Raw genomic sequence first — 17,843 nt, 5'->3', positions numbered from 1 at the left:
TTTGACGTGGAAAAAGATGTTGGAATGTGCGTGTGTGTAAGTAACTTTTTTTGTTATAATGAAAGAATGCATAAAAGGAACTTCAAAATTAAATCCTCTAGTTTAAAAAATATGGAAGAGGTAATTCCAAACTTAATTCTCCGTTTTAAACAAATATTTAAGATGAAGTTAAAACAATAATGATGAAAATAAACTGTTATTTTGAACAGAAATATATATAACTAGAGAAAAGGAAGGGTGTTTTCATGTACGATATTTCCGGATGGAAACATGTATTTAAGCTTGATCCAAATAAGGAGTTAAGCGATGAACATTTAGAAATGATTTGTGAGTCTGGAACTGATGCGGTTATTGTAGGCGGAAGTGATGGAGTTACAATTGATAACGTATTACACATGCTAGTTAGCATTCGTAGATATGCAGTTCCTTGTGTATTAGAGGTTTCTGATGTAGAAGCAATTACACCAGGATTTGATTTTTATTACATCCCAAGTGTTTTAAATAGCCGAAAAGTAGAATGGGTAACAGGTGTTCATCATGAGGCATTGAAAGAATTTGGGGATATTATGGACTGGGACGAAATTTTTATGGAAGGGTATTGTGTTTTAAATCCAGAAGCGAAAGTAGCCCAGCTTACAGAAGCGAAATGTGATGTAACAGAAGATGACGTTATTGCATATGCTCGTTTAGCAGACAAGCTATTACGTTTACCGATATTTTATTTAGAATATAGCGGTACGTATGGAGATGTTGAACTTGTTAAAAATGTAAAAGCAGAATTGAAACAAGCTAAGTTATATTATGGCGGTGGTATTTCTAATGCAGAACAGGCGAAAGAAATGGCACAATATGCTGATACAGTAGTTGTTGGAAATATTATTTATGATGATATAAAATCGGCGTTAAAAACAGTTAAAGCAGTAAAAGGAGAGTAGGTGCAGGCGTATATGAGTATGACAGATAAGTTATTAAACGGTTTAAATCCACAGCAACAAAAAGCAGTACAAACAACGAATGGACCACTTCTATTAATGGCAGGTGCAGGTAGTGGTAAGACACGTGTGTTAACACATCGTATTGCGTATTTACTTGGTGAAAAAGGTGTAGCACCATGGAATGTACTAGCTATTACCTTCACAAATAAAGCAGCTCGTGAAATGCGTGAGCGTATTGATACACTTGTCGGACCAGAAGCAGAAGATATTTGGATTTCGACGTTTCACTCTATGTGTGTACGTATTTTACGACGCGATATCGATCGTATTGGTATTAATCGTAACTTTACAATCTTAGATTCAGGTGATCAGCTAACTGTAGTCAAAAAAATTATGAAAGAGCGCAATATTGATCCGAAGAAATTTGAGCCGCGCTCTATTTTAGCGGGTATTAGTAATGCGAAAAATGAACTGTTATCTGCGGATAAATATGCAAAAAAAATTACAATGGCTGATCCATATGAAAAATTAACGAGCGATGTATACACAGAGTATCAAAAACGTCTTTTGAAAAATAATTCATTAGACTTTGATGATTTAATTATGACCACGATTCAGTTATTTGAACGTGTTCCAGAAGTATTAGAGTTTTATCAGCGTAAGTTCCAATATATTCACGTTGATGAGTATCAAGATACGAACAAAGCGCAATATCTTCTTGTTAAACATTTGGCAGCGCGTTTTAAAAATCTTTGCGTTGTAGGTGACTCTGACCAGTCTATTTATCGCTGGCGTGGTGCAGATATTTCTAACATTTTGTCGTTCGAAAAAGACTATGAGAATGCACAAGTAATTTTGTTAGAACAAAACTATCGTTCGTCACAAAATATTTTAAATGCAGCGAATGCTGTTATTGAAAAAAATACGAATCGTAAGCCGAAGAAATTATGGACAGACAATCAAGTTGGAAGTAAAATCTCGTATTATCGTGCTGCAACTGAAAAGGACGAAGCGTATTTTGTTGCGAAAAAAATTCGTGACGATATTCAAATGGGGAAACGAAAATATACTGATTTTGCAGTGTTATATCGTACGAATGCTCAGTCTCGTATGGTCGAGGAGATTTTCCTTAAATCTAACATTCCGTACAAAATTGTCGGGGGTACGAAGTTCTACGATCGTAAAGAGATTAAAGATATTTTGGCGTACTTACGTTTAATCGGTAATCCAGATGATGAAATTAGTTTTGCACGTATTATTAACATGCCAAAGCGTGGTATTGGTGCGACTTCTATCGATAAAATTATTAATTACGGTGTGCAAAACGGAATTTCATTAACTGCTGTATTTGATGAAATTGAGCATGTTGGAGTAAGTGCAAAAATTACAAAGGCAGTAAAAGAATTTGCGAATTTATTAAATAACTGGGTAAATATGCAAGAGTATTTATCTGTTACAGAATTAGTAGAAGAAGTTATTGAAAAAACAGGCTATCGCGATATGTTGAAAAATGAACGTTCTTTAGAAGCGGAAGGTCGTTTAGAAAACTTAGACGAGTTCTTATCTGTTACGCAAACATTTGAATCTCAAAGCGAAGATAAGAGCCTTGTTGCATTCTTAACAGATTTAGCACTTGTTGCTGATATTGATCGTGTAGATGAAGACCCAACTGCTGGTGAAGAAGTTATTTTAATGACGATGCACTCAGCGAAAGGATTAGAGTTCCCGGTTGTCTTTATTGTTGGCTTAGAGGAAGGGATATTCCCTCATACTCGTTCTCTTATGGAAGAGGATGAAATGCAAGAAGAACGTCGTCTTGCTTATGTAGGTATTACTCGTGCAGAAGAAGAGCTATATTTATCTAACGCGCAAATGCGTACATTATTTGGTAGAACAAGTATGAACGCTGCGTCTCGATTCATTACAGAAATCCCGACAGAACTAGTGGAATCATTAAATGAAACAGCGCCAAAGCGTGAAACATCGTTTGGTGCAAAAGGCAGAACGGCAAGTAGCGGCAAAACGACAATCACAACGACAACACGCTCTCGTTCAGCTTTCGCGCGCCCTGCAGCTAAGACGACAGGCGGCGAACAAATTGGCTGGGCAGTAGGAGATAAAGCTTCCCACCAAAAATGGGGAGTCGGTACAGTTGTAAGTGTAAAAGGTGAAGGTGATGCAAAAGAATTAGATATTGCATTCCCAAGCCCAATTGGTGTTAAACGTTTGTTAGCAAAATTTGCACCTGTGACGAAACAATAGAAAGGAATGAGGATATGTCAAAAGAGATAGCAAAAAAACGTATTGAAGAACTGCGTGATTTATTAAATACATTTAACTATCAATATCACGTATTAGACAATCCTTCTGTTTCTGATGCGGAATATGACCGTAATATGCAGGAGCTTATAAAATTAGAAGCAGAGAACCCAGAGTTTATGAGTGAAGATTCTCCCTCCGTTCGCGTTGGGGGGACTGTTCTTGATATATTTGAAAAAGTAACACATAAGTCACCAATGTTAAGTTTAGGAAATGCATTTAACGAAGGAGATTTACGTGATTTCGACAGAAGAGTACGTCAAGGAATTGATGGTGCGAATGTAAGATATATATGTGAATTAAAAATTGACGGGCTTGCCGTTTCGCTTCATTATGAAAAAGGACGCTTCATTCAAGGGGCGACACGTGGTGATGGTGTAACGGGTGAAGATATTACTCAAAATTTAAAAACGATTAAAGCTATCCCACTTCGTTTAAATGAAGAAGTAACGTTAGAAGCACGAGGCGAAGCTTATATGCCGAAGCGTTCATTCGTTAAACTAAATGAAGAAAAAGAGCAAAATGGAGAAGATGTATTTGCGAATCCGCGTAATGCAGCAGCAGGTTCAATACGTCAACTTGATCCGAAAATTGCAGCGAAGCGTAACTTATCTATGTTTGTGTATGGTCTTGCGAATGTAGAAGAAAAAACAATTCCATCACATAGTGAATCGCTTGATTTCTTAGGTGAACTTGGATTTAAGACAAATCCAAATCGCCGTACATGTGAAACAATTGAAGAAGTTATAGCTTATGTAGAAGAATGGCAAGAAAAACGTCCGCATCTTGATTATGAGATTGATGGAATCGTTATAAAAGTAGATGATGTTGCCCTTCAAGAAAGTCTAGGAACTACAGCGAAGAGTCCAAGATGGGCGATTGCTTATAAATTCCCGGCTGAAGAAGTTGTAACGAGATTAACAGGCATTGAATTAAGTGTTGGCCGAACAGGAGTTGTAACACCGACTGCAGAACTAGAGCCAGTGAGAGTTGCTGGTACGATTGTTCGTCGTGCTTCTTTACATAACGAAGATTTAATTCGTGAAAAAGACATTCGAATTGGTGACTACGTTGTTGTGAAGAAGGCTGGAGATATTATTCCTGAAGTTGTGAACGTTATTTTTGATAAGCGTACTGGTGAGGAAGAAGAATACCGCATGCCAACTCATTGTCCAGCATGTGAGAGTGAACTTGTTCGTTTAGAAGAAGAAGTAGCACTTCGTTGTATAAATCCAACTTGTCCTGCTCAAATTCGAGAAGGGTTAATCCATTTCGTTTCAAGAAATGCAATGAATATTGATGGACTTGGGGAACGTGTCATTACACAACTCTTTGATGCTGATTACATTCGTACATTTGCTGATTTATATGCATTGACGAAAGAGCAATTATTACAGTTAGAACGTTTTGGTGAAAAATCAGCAACAAACTTAATACAAGCAATTGAAAATTCTAAAGAAAACTCGTTAGAGCGATTATTATTTGGTCTTGGAATTCGCCACGTTGGAGCGAAAGCAGCACGTACATTTGCAGAGCACTTTGAAACGATGGATGAGCTTGTAAAAGCAACGGAAGAAGAACTAAAAGCAATTAATGAAATTGGCGAAAAAATGGCTCAATCTGTTGTGACATATTTTGATAATGAAGATGTATTAGAGTTATTACAGCAGTTTAAAGAGTATGGCGTGAATATGAAATACAAAGGTATAAAAATTGCAGATTTACAAAATGTTGAATCTTACTTCGCAGGAAAAACGGTTGTTTTAACAGGTAAGTTAGAAGTTATGGGACGAAGTGAAGCGAAGAAGAAGATTGAGGCATTAGGTGGAAAAGTAACGGGAAGTGTTAGTAAGAGTACGGATTTAGTTGTTGCAGGTGAAGCGGCTGGTTCGAAATTAGCACAAGCGGAGAAACATAATGTTGAGGTTTGGAATGAAGAGAGGTTCTTACAAGAGCTAAATAAGTAAGAGGTGCAAACTTACCATGAAAAAAATAGCATTAGCGGTATTAAGCCTTGGCCTACTTGTAAGTGGGTGTAGTGCAGGTGCCGACAAAGATGAAAAAGTGGCTGAGAAATCGGGGAAAGCAAAAGAACAATCAGTTGTTCCAAAATACGCTATTTCGGATGAATATTATAAGACGACTATTCCATTTGATGGTGGAAAGGCACGTGGTTTAGTCGTGCAAGGGTTAAATAGTCGTCTTGATATAGATGAATTTGAAACAGGGTTAATGCGAATTGCAAAAGAATCATTTAGTACGAAAGATAATTTTTTAAAAGGCGGAAAAGCTCTAGATACTCAAACTATACAGATGCTTGTTAAAAGAAAACGTACAGATGCTGAACAAAAGGAACTAGAGGACAAATTAAAAAAAGATGCAGTTAAATTTCCTAATATAGGATTAAACCCTGCATTAGGAACAGGATCCGAATCACTAGAAGTGAAAAATAAAAAAAATCCAATATATATTTCGAATATTTTAGAGCATGATTATTATGTGAAAAAAGGCGATAACGACGAGGAACGCGTTGGTATGGTAGTTGGATTAGCGATGAATTCTGTTCAATATTTTAACGAAGAGCATGGTTATCCACGTGAAGCTGCAATCCCGGATGAAAAGATGTTAGCTGAAGGGAAAAAAATGGCGCAAGAAATTTTGAAAGTCATACATCAAAAAGAACCTGAAACCAAAAATATTCCAATAACATTTGCGATTTATCGCCAAGCTCCAAAGTCTTCTCTCGTGCCAGGTAATTTTGTTTCTTATGCAAATGCCGAAAAAGGTAGTGAAACGGTTGAAGATTGGAAACAAATTAATGAAAAATATTATTTGTTCCCATCAGAGCAAGCGAAAACAGATAATAAACGTGAAGACCTTGCAAGAGTATCCAACTTTAAGGCAAAACTAAGCGATTATTTCCAAGGCGATTATACAGCTGTTATTGGTACTGGTATGTATAGAGATGATGAATTAAGAGAAATGAAGCTTGATATTCCTGTCCAGTTTAATGGAAAAGCTGAAATAGTTGGTTTTACACAATATGTGGCAGGGCTTGTTATGGAATACTTCCCGAATTATATGAAAGTACAAGTAACGATTAAATCTGTAGAACGCCCAGAAGCTATTATTATACGTGAAGCAAAACAAGATGAACCACTTGTGAAGATTTTAGATTAAATATGAAGGCTGTTCCTCTATGGAACAGCTTTTTTTCTTATGTAATTTTGTTATAATTTAAAATGTTGTAAAAAATAGGGGTAAGGGGTAAAGCTCATGGAAGAATTAAGTTTTCAAGTCATTATTTTATTAATTGCATTCGGTTTTTTAGCAGCTTTTATTGATTCCGTTGTTGGAGGAGGAGGGTTAATTTCGCTTCCTGCACTTATGTTTGTTGGCTTATCGCCAGCTTCGGCAATTGCAACGAATAAATTAGCGGCAACAATGGGGACGTTTACGAGTGCGATGTATTTCATTCGATCAGGAAAAGTTGATTTTAAAATTGTAGGAAAGTTAATCCCGTTAACTATTGTTGGAGCTGTTGCAGGTGCTTTAGTAGTAAAATTTATTCCACCGGATATTTTACGCCCATTAGTACTTGTAATGTTGGTATTTATTGCTATTTATATTATTGCAAAAAAGAATTGGGGAAGTGTGTCTACCTATAAGAAGATGACGCAAAGAAAAACATTAATATTTTTCTTTGCTATTTTAATGATAGGATTTTATGATGGATTTTTTGGACCAGGGACAGGGTCGTTTTTAATTTTTGCATTTTTATTAATTGGCCTGGATTTTATTCAAGCGGCAGCATCTGGAAAACTTTTGAACTTTGTTAGTAATATTGTATCTTTAATTACTTTTTTATTTTTAGATATAATTCATTTTGAATACGGTATTATCATGGGATTATCAATGATCTTAGGTGCTTATTTTGGATCGAAGTTTGCGGTTCAAAAAGGTGTTGGATATGTAAGGACTTTATTTTTATTAGTTACTATATTATTGATCGGGAAAAATGTTTTGGAATATACTCATATTTTGTAGATTCATACGCATGTATGAATCTCTTTTTTTATTATATTTTAAAAATTTATTAATTTTTAAAATATAAGTCTAGGAATATTTGAATAAATCTAAATTATCGTGTAGAATAATGTTGTAAAATGTAAACGTTTTTCTAAGGGGAGGCTAAAAAAAATGGTAGTAGCATACAAACATGAGCCATTTACAGATTTTTCAGTGGAGGCTAACAAATTAGCGTTTGAAGAAGGTTTAAAGAAAGTAGAATCTTATCTTGGACAAGACTATCCATTAATTATTGGGGGAGAAAAAATCACTACAGAAGACAAAATTGTTTCTGTAAACCCTGCAAATAAAGAGGAACTTGTTGGTCGTGTTTCAAAAGCAAGCCGTGAGTTAGCTGAAAAAGCAATGCAAGTAGCGGATGAAACATTCCAAACTTGGAGAAAATCAAAGCCAGAAATGCGTGCAGATATTTTATTCCGTGCTGCAGCAATCGTTCGTCGCAGAAAACATGAATTCTCTGCTATTCTTGTAAAAGAAGCAGGTAAGCCATGGAATGAGGCAGATGCTGATACAGCAGAAGCAATCGATTTTATGGAATATTATGGTCGTCAAATGTTAAAATTAAAAGACGGTATTCCAGTAGAAAGCCGTCCAATTGAATATAATCGTTTCTCTTACATTCCATTAGGAGTAGGTGTTATCATTTCTCCTTGGAACTTCCCATTCGCAATTATGGCAGGTATGACAACAGCTGCTTTAGTTTCTGGTAACACAGTATTACTAAAACCAGCTAGTACAACTCCTGTAGTAGCAGCGAAATTTATGGAAGTATTAGAAGAAGCTGGCTTACCAGCTGGCGTAGTAAACTTCGTTCCAGGTAACGGTTCTGAAGTTGGTGACTACTTAGTAGATCATCCTCGTACACGTTTCGTAAGCTTCACGGGATCTCGTGATGTAGGTATCCGCATCTATGAGCGTGCAGCGAAAGTAAACCCAGGACAAATTTGGTTAAAACGCGTTATCGCTGAAATGGGCGGTAAAGATACAATCGTTGTTGATAAAGAAGCAGATCTTGAATTAGCAGCTAAGTCTATCGTTGCATCAGCATTCGGATTCTCAGGACAAAAATGTTCTGCATGTTCTCGTGCAGTAATCCATGAAGATGTATATGATCATGTATTAAATCGTGCTGTTGAATTAACAAAAGAATTAACAGTTGCTAACCCAGCAGTATTAGGTACAAACATGGGTCCTGTTAATGACCAAGCTGCATTCGATAAAGTAATGAGCTATGTTGCAATTGGTAAAGAAGAAGGTAGAATCTTAGCAGGTGGCGAAGGAGACGATTCTAAAGGCTGGTTCATCCAACCAACAATCGTTGCTGACGTTGCAGAAGATGCTCGCTTAATGAAAGAAGAAATCTTCGGACCAGTAGTAGCATTCTGTAAAGCGAAAGACTTCGATCATGCACTTGCAATTGCAAATAATACGGAATACGGTTTAACAGGTGCTGTTATTACTAACAACCGTGACCATATTGAAAAAGCACGCGAAGACTTCCACGTTGGTAACTTATACTTCAACCGTGGATGTACTGGTGCAATCGTAGGTTACCAACCATTCGGTGGCTTTAACATGTCTGGTACAGACTCTAAAGCTGGTGGACCTGATTACTTAGCACTTCACATGCAAGCAAAAACTACTTCTGAAACTTTATAAGAAATAGTAGAGGAGCTCTTCACAGAATGTGAAGAGCTCCTTTTAAAATTGAAATCCTATATATTACCATCGTTCGAAGGGAATGAGCTAAAACCTATTAATAGCGGGATAAACATGTGAACAGAAATAAAATGATGAGAAAAGTTGACTTATTAGTCATATTTTTTAGTATTCATTTTGAGAATTTCCTGTATAATACAATTTGAAAGAAAATCTATGGTTCGACAAGGAACACTCCTTTCGGTTTTGCTCACTGAAAGGAGTGTTTTTTTATGTAGCTAAAAATTCTTGCGTGCTTATTACATTTGCATATACGCCATTTAAACTAGCTAAAATTGTATTGTGAATGTAAACAGCTGGTATAGTAGCGTTCTTAAAAGACAGGTCTTTTGTAGCACAAGCATCATGTATAACGGTACATTGAAAGCCAAAATCGAATGCAGCCCTTACTGTAGCATCGATACACATATGAGTCATCATCCCGCATACAACGACATGTTCAATATTTAAACGTTTTAATTGCTCTAGAAGATTAGTTTCTCGGAAGCTATTTGGATAATGTTTGACTATAACTGTTTCTTCTCTAAGTGGACGTACGCTTTCGTGAATATGTACACCTTCTGTATTAGGTAGGAAAAAAGTAGCGTCATCTTTTATAGCTACGTGTTGGATATGAAAAATAGGTTCGCTGTTTGTTCTAAAGTGTTGTAATAACTGATTAGCATATTCGCTTGCTTCTACTGGATTACGCAATTCCATCTTTCCATTTGGAAAATAATCGTTTTGAATATCGATGAGTAAAAGAGCTGTTTTCATATATTTATCTTCCTCCGAGTTTCATATTCAAATAAATTTATTCAATTCGTAGAGAAGATTCTCCTGTTTAAAAATATGAGGAAGAAGAATTTTAAATAACCTTGAAAGTTACTATTTTCTCATGAATTTTCATCTGAAAATTTTAATAAAGGAATAATTAATATTTTTCTAAAAAATGTATTGACTCTTATTATTCTGAGTTCTATAATGAGAATTAATTAAACGACAATTAAATCGATACATTCTTATCCAGAGAGGTGGAGGGACTGGCCCTACGATACCTCAGCAACGGGTTTTTTTAATACCGTGCTAACTCCAGCAAGCCATATAAAGGCTTGGAAGATGAGAAGATGTGAACGAGTACATATAAGTGCTCTCCTTCTTATCTTTATGGTTGATAAGAAGGAGAGCACTTTTTATTTTACCTCGAAAGCTCTACTTCAAGTTTTTACAGCATATAGGAGGGGAAAAAATGATTTCTTTTAACAATGTAAGTAAAGTGTATGAATCAGCTGGGCAATCTGTTCATGCGGTAGAGGATGTAACATTATCAGTTGAGAAAGGCGAAATTTTTGGCATTATCGGTTTTAGTGGTGCTGGAAAGAGTACGTTATTACGCCTAGTAAATATGTTAGAGAGACCGACGGCAGGAACGATTTCAATAGATGATAAAGATATTACATCATTATCGACGAAAGAATTACGTAAACTAAGACAAAGAATCGGAATGATCTTTCAAAGTTTTAATTTATTTAATTCAAGAACAGTATTTGGAAATATTGCTTATCCATTAAAGTTAGCGAAAGTACCAAAGAATGAGATAAAAGAAAGAGTAAATGAACTGCTGAAGTTTGTAGGGTTAGAAGATAAAGCAAACTATTACCCAGAGCAGCTATCAGGTGGACAAAAGCAACGTGTGGGCATTGCTAGAGCACTTGCGACATCGCCAGATATTCTTATATGTGATGAGGCAACATCAGCCTTAGATCCAGAAACAACGACAGAAATTCTAAACTTATTAAAGAAAGTAAATAGAGAATACAATTTAACAATTCTTCTTATTACACATGAAATGCATGTTGTGAAAGAAATTTGTCACCGTGTAGCTGTAATGGAGAAGGGAAAAGTTATTGAAGAAGGAAAACTGTTTGATGTTTTCACGCAACCAAAAACAAAGACGACTCAAAACTTTGTACGTTCTGTCATTAATGATCATTTACCGGAAAGTGTTCTAGCGAAAATTCAAAATGGTGGTCAAATTTATCGTCTAACATTTACTGGTGAGGAGACAGGACAGCCGGTACTATCATATATCGCAAAAAACTATAACGTCGATGTAAATGTACTGTACGGAAATATTATTGAACTTCAAAATGTGCTATTTGGAAATCTTCTTGTAGAGTTGCAAGGGGAGCAGAGGGAAATTCAAAAAGCATTACAACATCTAAGACTGCAAGTGCAGCTGAAGGAGGTAGAAGCTCATGCGAGTTGATTGGAGTATATTTTGGCCGCGCATACTAGATGCGACGGGGGATACCCTCTTAATGGTAATTGTAACCCTTATATTTGCTACAATTCTTGGTATACCGCTAGGTTTACTTTTATATGTAACGAGAAAAGGAAACTTTTTAGAAAATAAATGGGTCTTTTCTATTCTTAACATCATAATTAATACAATTCGTCCGGTACCATTCATTATCTTTTTAGTAGCGTTAAGTCCACTAACGAGAAGTGTTATCGGAACGACGATTGGAACAGCAGCAGCAATTTTCCCGATGACGTTAGTCGCATCAATTGGTATTGCTAGAATGGTTGAAACAAACCTTGTTTCCGTTCCGAAAGGAGTAATTGAAGCAGCGCAAGCAATGGGCGCCTCGCCAATTAGAATTGTTTTTGAAATCCTTGTACCAGAAGCGTTAGCACCATTAATCTTAGGTGTCACATTTATGACAGTTGGTTTAATTGAATTTTCTGCAGTTGCTGGGCTTGTCGGTGGTGGCGGTCTTGGTGATTTAGCAATGACATATGGTTATCAACGTTTTGATACATCAGTTATGTTCGTAACGGTCGTGTTACTTATTATTCTCGTACAGATAGCTCAAAATTTAGGGAATTACTTTGCGAAAGTCTTGTTACGCAGATCATAAAAAGGAAGAGAGGAAAAGAAAATGAAGAAAATTTTAGCATTTGCATTATCAGCGATTGTAGGAGTCTCAGCATTAAGCGGCTGCTCAAGTGGAGACACGGGTGCAGGAGCGAAAGAAAAAGTAGTTCGCGTCGGTGTAACTGGAACGGATGGAGACGCTTGGGAAATTTTGAAGAAAAAAGCTGAAAAAGAAGGGATTAAGATTAAACTGGTGGAGTTCTCCGATTACACAACGCCAAATAAAGCGTTAGCTGATGGAGATATTGAACTAAACTCATTCCAGCATATTGCGTTCTTAGAGCAATTTAAAAAGGAACATAAGTTAGATATTACAGCTGTTGGTACAACACAAATTGCACCAATGGGTTTATACTCTGAAAAATATAAGAAATCAAATGAAATCCCAGATGGTTCAGAAATTGCAATTCCAAACGATCCAACGAACCAAGCACGTGCATTAAAACTTCTTGATGCAGCTGGATTATTAAAGCTGAAAAAGGATTTTGGTCTATTTGGAGATCCAAGTGGTATTGCTGAAAATCCGAAGAAATTAAAAATTACACCGGTTATCGCACAGCAAACACCTCGTGTGTTAAAAGATGTAGCGGCATCAGTTATTAATAACGGTGTTGCTGGTCAAGCTGGATTAGATCCAGCGAAGGATCCTATTTTCTTAGAAGATCCAAAGAATGAAAATGCGAAGCCTTATATTAATATTTTCGCAGCTCGTACGAAAGATAAAGATGATCCAACACTGAAAAAAGTAATTGAATTATACCATTCAAAAGAAGTAACAGATGCAATTAAGAAAGAAACAAATGATGGTTCAATTTCAGTAGATCTTTCACTTGAGGAGCTTGAAAAAATCGTAAAATAATGATTGGGTTTAACGGGCTAGCAGAAGGAACCCCTCCGCTGTTAGTTCGTTCAACATATAATCTGCTTAACAAACAAACCCTAATTCTGTACCTTCCAATTCTGTATAACGTAGAATCCAATGTTTGTTAAGTAGAGTAATGGACCAGGAGTTTTCCTGGTCTTTTTTTATGAATGAAAATAGCTAGCGAACAGTAAGGTGATCCAAATTATAATGGGATAAGAAAATAAGCTGAAAAGGATTGTAATTACGAATTGCTTTTGATGAATTAAGTGTTTTTTTGATAAAAAAAAGAAAATAGAAAAGAGAGTAATGAAAAATGCTGATATGACGCCGGGGTTATAGGAGCGATAAATGAAAAACAAAATAATATGTTGAACAGAGTTAAAGAAGATAGCCCCTTGTATAAAAATAATCCAGCATATAGAAGACAAGAAGTTAAGTTGATATAGAAAGACGATAAGTAATACAAAGATTGTTAATACGGAAATGGCAATGAAAAATTGTTGGCTAGTTATAAGACGGATTGAAAATTGATTAGCAAGATATTGTGGCATTTGGAAAGCTTCTTCAAGGTTATGAATGAAAAATAATAAGGGAATGATCCAGAGTATAGTAGTGGAATGCTTTTTCATCAACTTACATCACTCCAATAAAGTATAGAAAGCCTAAAAAAGGCCCTCTATACAGAGATAGTTATTCAATTATGATATTTTTTAAATTAACTTCATGATGATCTCGTTCTTTCGGATAAGCAGCTAGCTCCTCTTGCAAAATATTTAATATTTGCTTAGCTGATTGCTGGATTGGATTAGGTAGCTCTTCTAATATATGCATCCCGACTTTTACTTTTGTACGAATTACCCTTCGTAGTAGTTCCTCATGCATGCACTACACCTCCAAACCGAATGTTTAGTATATCTTCTTCAAATTTTGCCCCTTGAATAGAAAGGTGTGTTAATGTTTTTGGTAACGTGATGTTCCGTTTAACAGAACCCGCTCGAATAATAAGTTCATCACCTTTTTGATTTAAGGAAAGTTCACTTTTGTTTGAGAAGGGAATGGACAGAACGAAAATATATTCATCGCCATCCTTTTTTACATATTGAGTGCGCCCGTTAAATTTCACTTCTGTAGGGGAATGATCAGTTTTAAATAAAGAATCTCCTACACGTTCTAACATAGACAAACCAACAACTTCTTGTTCAAACATTGGAGCTTCGTAAATAGGAAGGGGTTGAAAACTATCTTGAATTAATGTTTTATATTTCTTCTGTGTATCTTTCCATGCCTGAAAATAAGGATCGGTGACAGTGTTAGGGATGACGCGATTAATCATAATGGCATCTACGTTATAATCGTATAAATTTAAATAAGTAAAGCTACGCTGAGCTTCTTTAATGACCATTTTTTCAGGATTTACAACGATGCGGATACTTGTTACTTCTCGGTTTGATAAAATATCTCTCATTTCTCCGAGCTGTTCAAGTGTATTTGTTAATTCGTCCATAATATCATCGGTTGGAAGAGGGACACCAAGGAGTGGTTGAGCTACAGGACGAACGACTTTTAAAACTTTTCTTTTAATAGGAAACAATTTTTCCATCCACCAGCCGAGCATGTCTGGAAAGCTTAGCATTGCTAATGTTTCTCCTGTTGGAGCACAATCAATAATGATAACATCATATGTGTTTTGTTTATAATAATCGAGTACGCGAAGTAAGCTAATTAAATCTTCCATACCAGGAAACATCGTTAATTCTTCTGTTGTAATATCATCGGCTGCTTTGGAAGTGAAGAGTAGTGTAATATATTTCTGTAATTTTCCCCATCCTTTTTCCATCTCATAAATCGTATTAATTTCTTGTGCCCACAAATTTTCACGAATTTCTAATGGCTCAGAAGATAGCTTTATACCAAATGAATCTCCTAAACTATGAGCGGGATCTGTACTCATGACTAAAGTTTTTAATCCTTGTTTTGCGCTTTGAATTGCTGTTGCTGCTGAAATGCTAGTTTTTCCTACGCCGCCTTTACCTGTATACAAAATAATTCTCATCATTCATATCTCCTTTGTTTCGAATATCGAATATTACGAGTGTCGAAGTAAATGATTGAATAAAAACCCAGATAGGGTTTTATTCAATCGGAATGTTTTTCATTTTAGGTGTAGAAACTTTTTCTTCTGTTTTTTGCTGTGACGTAGCAATGTGATTCATAATCTTTTGGAAGATTTGTAGTAAGAATGCTTTTTCTTCTTCTGACAATGCTTCTGTCACTAAGCTAAAGTAGTGGGCTGCATTTTGTTTTACTTCTTGAACGAGCATTACGCCGTTTTCTGTTAACCGAATTAATACAATACGTCGGTCGTTTTCATCACGGTAGCGCTCAATATATCCCTTTTTTACAAGGCGATTTACAACGCCCGTCGTTGTACTCATCGGTATATCAAGAAGGTCAGCAATTTTCGTCATTGTAATATCTGTATTTCGTTCCATCCAAAGTAAACAAAATACTTCTGTTTTAGAAAGTGTTAAATCTAGGCTTACCCATTCTTCAGGATAGAAAAGTTTCTTGGCGTTATCTAGCAGTAAGTCTAAAAAATGTTCATATTGCAACAATTAATTCCACTCCCGTATATTTCGAGGTTCGTAATATTTATTTTTATTTTATGTAGAATAGAAAAAATTGTCAATGATTTTAATTATTTTTTCAGATTAGACAGAAAACTTTCTTTAAAATAGTATTCTTTTATGATAGATTTATAAATATAAAACTAGAATTTACATAAAAATCCATCATGGTAAATATACTTATCTATAATGGGTATACAGCTAACGAGGGGGAGAACGATGAGAAGACGTAATACGCAAGCGTTCACATTTTTAGCATGGACTTCATTTGTTTGTGCGCTTTCAGGTATGCTAATTGGGATTTATACGTTAGATGAAACGCTTAGTGTAAAAGGATACTATTTAATTGGAACATTATTTTTAACGATGTCTTGTTTTGTATTACAAAAAACAATTCGTGATAATGAAGAAGATAACGAGAGATTTCCAAAAAATAAACCGTTAGATAAAGAGTAAATTGTAAAGAAAGGCATTTGCCTTTCTTTTTTTATGTAAAAATGGCGTAAGTACTCTGTGTTGACTTGCTTGAAGTACTGAAAATTTGGTATCATCAATAGTATTGTAGATTGAACGATATATTATGGAGGTGGCCTAGCCGTGTCAAGAATTTCCGTTGAGAATGTAAAGCACGTAGCACATTTAGCACGTCTTGCAATTACTGATCAAGAAGCAGAAAAATTTCAAAAACAACTAGATGCAATTGTTACATTTGCAGAACAGTTAAATGAATTAGATACAACAGATGTAAAACCAACAACTCATGTATTAACTATGAAAAATGTTATGCGTGAAGATGTACCAGAAAAAGGTTTACCAGTTGAAGAAGTATTAAAAAATGCACCGGATCACAAAGATAATCAAATCCGTGTTCCAGCAGTATTAGAATAGAGGAGGGGAATTTCGATGTCATTATTTGATCATTCAGTATCAGAGTTACATAAGAAGTTAAACAACAAAGAAATTTCCGTTACGGATTTAGTAGAAGAATCTTACAAACGTATTGCGGATGTTGAAGATAACGTAAAAGCCTTTCTTACATTAGATGAAGAAAATGCACGCGCAAAAGCGAAAGAATTAGATGCAAAAATCGGCGCTGAAGATAATGGTTTATTATTCGGTATGCCAATTGGTGTAAAAGATAACATTGTAACTAACGGTCTTCGTACAACTTGTGCGAGCAAAATGTTAGCAAACTTCGATCCAATTTATGATGCGACAGTTGTGCAAAAGCTAAAAGCTGCTGACACAATTACAATCGGTAAATTAAACATGGACGAGTTCGCAATGGGTTCTTCAAATGAAAACTCAGGATTCTACGCTACGAAAAACCCATGGAACTTAGATTACGTTCCAGGCGGATCTAGTGGTGGTTCTGCAGCAGCTGTAGCAGCAGGAGAAGTACTATTCTCTCTAGGTTCTGATACGGGTGGTTCTATCCGTCAGCCAGCTGCATATTGCGGTGTTGTAGGTTTAAAACCAACTTACGGACGCGTATCTCGTTACGGATTAGTAGCATTCGCATCTTCACTTGACCAAATCGGACCGATTACACGTACAGTAGAAGACAATGCATACTTATTACAAGCTATTTCAGGTATTGACCGCATGGATGCAACTTCTGCAAATGTTGAAGTTGGAAACTATTTAGCTGGTTTAACAGGCGATGTTAAAGGTTTACGCATTGCTGTACCGAAAGAATACTTAGGCGAAGGTGTTGGCGAAGAAGCTCGTGAGTCAGTACTAGCTGCTTTAAAAGTATTAGAAGGTATGGGCGCAACTTGGGAGGAAGTATCTCTTCCACACTCTAAATACGCTCTAGCAACGTATTACTTACTATCTTCTTCTGAAGCATCTGCTAACCTTTCACGCTTTGATGGCGTGCGTTACGGTGTTCGTTCTGATAATGTAAATAACTTATTAGATCTTTACAAAAACACACGTAGTGAAGGTTTCGGTGATGAAGTTAAACGTCGTATTATGCTTGGTACATTTGCTCTTAGCTCTGGTTACTATGATGCATATTACAAAAAAGCACAACAAGTACGTACATTAATTAAGAACGACTTTGAAAACGTATTTGCTAACTATGATGTTATTATTGGACCAACAACACCAACTCCGGCATTTAAAGTGGGAGAAAAAGTTGACGATCCAATGACAATGTATGCAAATGACATTTTAACAATCCCAGTAAACTTAGCTGGTGTTCCAGCGATTTCAGTTCCATGTGGATTCGGTGCTAACAACATGCCACTTGGTCTACAAATCATTGGTAAACACTTCGATGAAGCGACAATTTACCGCGTTGCACATGCGTTTGAGCAAGCAACAGACTATCATACAAAAAAAGCAAGTCTGTAAGGAGGCGA

General features: G+C 35.9%; 16 protein-coding genes, 1 pseudogene and 1 riboswitch. Of the genes and pseudogenes, 12 read left to right on the top strand and 5 right to left on the bottom strand.

Translation table 11 applies throughout. The features are described from left to right. Positions 1 to 245: 245 nt before the first annotated feature. The 6 genes from HMAS_RS24490 to pruA all read left to right on the top strand — a co-directional run bounded on the left by HMAS_RS24490 (position 246) and on the right by pruA (position 9,002). Positions 246 to 935 carry a heptaprenylglyceryl phosphate synthase gene (locus tag HMAS_RS24490; protein WP_000272103.1) on the top strand — a complete coding sequence of 230 codons (690 nt, stop codon included), beginning with the start codon at positions 246 to 248 and terminating at the stop codon, positions 933 to 935. A 12-nt stretch (positions 936 to 947) separates the two neighbouring features. Next, entirely contained in the window at positions 948 to 3,197 is a 2,250-nt protein-coding gene (gene pcrA / locus HMAS_RS24485) for a DNA helicase PcrA (protein ID WP_033695235.1), read from the top strand. A gap of 14 nt (positions 3,198 to 3,211) precedes the next feature. Beyond that, positions 3,212 to 5,221: an NAD-dependent DNA ligase LigA gene (gene ligA, locus HMAS_RS24480; protein WP_000031449.1), complete on the top strand. Its 2,010-nt coding sequence runs from the start codon at positions 3,212 to 3,214 to the stop codon at positions 5,219 to 5,221. Positions 5,222 to 5,237: 16 nt separating this feature from the next. Continuing rightward, positions 5,238 to 6,434 carry a CamS family sex pheromone protein gene (locus HMAS_RS24475; protein WP_000717026.1) on the top strand — a complete coding sequence of 399 codons (1,197 nt, stop codon included), beginning with the start codon at positions 5,238 to 5,240 and terminating at the stop codon, positions 6,432 to 6,434. A gap of 96 nt (positions 6,435 to 6,530) precedes the next feature. Next, on the top strand, positions 6,531 to 7,301 hold the full coding sequence (locus HMAS_RS24470) for a TSUP family transporter (protein ID WP_000391974.1): 771 nt from the start codon (positions 6,531 to 6,533) through the stop codon (positions 7,299 to 7,301). A gap of 153 nt (positions 7,302 to 7,454) precedes the next feature. Beyond that, positions 7,455 to 9,002, top strand: coding sequence for an L-glutamate gamma-semialdehyde dehydrogenase (pruA, locus tag HMAS_RS24465; RefSeq protein WP_000259555.1), 1,548 nt, complete (start codon positions 7,455 to 7,457; stop codon positions 9,000 to 9,002). A 250-nt stretch (positions 9,003 to 9,252) separates the two neighbouring features. Here pruA and HMAS_RS24460 read toward each other — a convergent pair. Further along, positions 9,253 to 9,818, bottom strand: a pseudogene (locus HMAS_RS24460) (cysteine hydrolase family protein). A 242-nt stretch (positions 9,819 to 10,060) separates the two neighbouring features. Next, positions 10,061 to 10,167, top strand: a riboswitch (SAM riboswitch). A 123-nt stretch (positions 10,168 to 10,290) separates the two neighbouring features. Between HMAS_RS24460 and HMAS_RS24455 the strand changes: the two are divergent. The 3 genes from HMAS_RS24455 to HMAS_RS24445 are packed head-to-tail and all read left to right on the top strand — an operon-like array spanning position 10,291 to position 12,841. After that, the gene (locus HMAS_RS24455) at positions 10,291 to 11,310 is read left to right on the top strand and encodes a methionine ABC transporter ATP-binding protein (protein WP_000622969.1); all 1,020 of its coding nucleotides are present in this window, start codon (positions 10,291 to 10,293) and stop codon (positions 11,308 to 11,310) included. Next, complete coding sequence (locus HMAS_RS24450; protein ID WP_001261865.1) at positions 11,300 to 11,965, top strand: methionine ABC transporter permease; 666 nt, start codon at positions 11,300 to 11,302, stop codon at positions 11,963 to 11,965. The genes HMAS_RS24455 and HMAS_RS24450 overlap by 11 nt, the downstream gene beginning before the upstream one ends. A gap of 21 nt (positions 11,966 to 11,986) precedes the next feature. After that, entirely contained in the window at positions 11,987 to 12,841 is an 855-nt protein-coding gene (locus HMAS_RS24445; RefSeq protein WP_000721599.1) for a MetQ/NlpA family ABC transporter substrate-binding protein, read from the top strand. Between the two features lie 167 nt (positions 12,842 to 13,008). On the opposite strand, the gene HMAS_RS24440 is transcribed toward HMAS_RS24445, so the two are convergent. From HMAS_RS24440 to HMAS_RS24425, 4 genes are all read right to left on the bottom strand, one after another. Then, on the bottom strand, positions 13,009 to 13,476 hold the full coding sequence (locus HMAS_RS24440) for an HXXEE domain-containing protein (protein WP_012593137.1): 468 nt from the start codon (positions 13,474 to 13,476) through the stop codon (positions 13,009 to 13,011). Between the two features lie 61 nt (positions 13,477 to 13,537). Further along, on the bottom strand, positions 13,538 to 13,729 hold the full coding sequence (locus HMAS_RS24435) for a DUF3926 domain-containing protein (RefSeq protein WP_000544106.1): 192 nt from the start codon (positions 13,727 to 13,729) through the stop codon (positions 13,538 to 13,540). Then, on the bottom strand, positions 13,722 to 14,903 hold the full coding sequence (locus HMAS_RS24430) for an ArsA family ATPase (RefSeq protein WP_002023162.1): 1,182 nt from the start codon (positions 14,901 to 14,903) through the stop codon (positions 13,722 to 13,724). The genes HMAS_RS24435 and HMAS_RS24430 overlap by 8 nt, the downstream gene beginning before the upstream one ends. A gap of 76 nt (positions 14,904 to 14,979) precedes the next feature. Continuing rightward, positions 14,980 to 15,462, bottom strand: a complete 483-nt coding sequence (locus HMAS_RS24425) for a MarR family winged helix-turn-helix transcriptional regulator (RefSeq protein WP_000942482.1) — start codon at positions 15,460 to 15,462, stop codon at positions 14,980 to 14,982. 231 nt (positions 15,463 to 15,693) lie between these two features. Here HMAS_RS24425 and HMAS_RS24420 point away from each other — a divergent pair, with 231 nt between their 5' ends. From HMAS_RS24420 to gatA, 3 genes are all read left to right on the top strand, one after another. Further along, on the top strand, positions 15,694 to 15,930 hold the full coding sequence (locus HMAS_RS24420; protein ID WP_001254393.1) for a YiaA/YiaB family inner membrane protein: 237 nt from the start codon (positions 15,694 to 15,696) through the stop codon (positions 15,928 to 15,930). A 141-nt stretch (positions 15,931 to 16,071) separates the two neighbouring features. Continuing rightward, entirely contained in the window at positions 16,072 to 16,362 is a 291-nt protein-coding gene (gene gatC, locus HMAS_RS24415) for an Asp-tRNA(Asn)/Glu-tRNA(Gln) amidotransferase subunit GatC (protein WP_000086999.1), read from the top strand. A gap of 15 nt (positions 16,363 to 16,377) precedes the next feature. Then, positions 16,378 to 17,835, top strand: a complete 1,458-nt coding sequence (gene gatA / locus HMAS_RS24410) for an Asp-tRNA(Asn)/Glu-tRNA(Gln) amidotransferase subunit GatA (RefSeq protein ID WP_000051441.1) — start codon at positions 16,378 to 16,380, stop codon at positions 17,833 to 17,835. Positions 17,836 to 17,843 lie beyond the last annotated feature (8 nt).

Origin of the sequence: Bacillus sp. HMA207, from assembly GCF_003402455.1 — a bacterium.
Classification (GTDB): Bacteria; Bacillota; Bacilli; order Bacillales; family Bacillaceae_G; genus Bacillus_A; species Bacillus_A cereus.
The sequence above is the reverse complement of the archived record's forward strand: the minus strand, read 5'-3'. Positions and strand labels throughout refer to the sequence as shown.